The 586-nt window shown below is 45.7% G+C and carries 2 pseudogenes; both read left to right on the forward strand.

Annotated elements, in window-relative coordinates:
* Positions 1-224 (forward strand): annotated as a pseudogene (locus BJU60_RS14840) (peptide chain release factor 1); the annotation flags it as partial.
* A pseudogene (locus BJU60_RS14845) lies at positions 214-586 on the forward strand (peptide chain release factor N(5)-glutamine methyltransferase); the annotation flags it as partial. The pseudogenes BJU60_RS14840 and BJU60_RS14845, both read left to right, overlap by 11 nt.

Genomic DNA, 586 nt, shown 5'->3' on the forward strand with positions numbered 1-586 from the left:
GTGAAGCACAGGCTGAATATGATCAAACGCGTAAATCTGCGGTTGGAACAGGGGATCGTTCAGAGCGTATCCGTACGTACAACTTCCCGCAAAACCGTGTAACAGATCACCGTATCGGGTTGACGATTCAAAAGCTTGATCAAATTTTAGAAGGAAAACTTGACGAGGTCATTGATGCATTAATTATGGAAGACCAAGCAAGAAAGCTTCAAAATGCAAAATAAAGAGCGAACAATTTTTGAAGCCCTTAAATGGGCTTCTTCTTTGTTAACGGAAGCTGGAAGAGACCAAAATGCAGCAGAGCTTCTTTTGATGCATGTACTTGGCTGGAGCAGAAGTGAGCTTCTTGCACGTTTTCATGATTCGCTGCCTGAGGAGCAAGATCACCTGTTCAGCAAATTTGTGACGCAGCACAAGGCGGGTGTTCCTGTTCAGCATTTAACGGGAGTTGAATTCTTTTACGGACGTCCTTTCGAGGTGAACAAGCATGTTCTCATCCCTCGTCCTGAAACGGAAGAAGTTGTTTTGGCGGCGCTCCATTTAGTAGGTGACGTTTTCCCGCCCGATCAGCCGCTCAAAGCAGTTG

It is taken from the genome of Exiguobacterium aurantiacum (genome assembly GCF_001766415.1).
Taxonomy (GTDB): Bacteria; Bacillota; Bacilli; order Exiguobacteriales; family Exiguobacteriaceae; genus Exiguobacterium; species Exiguobacterium aurantiacum_A.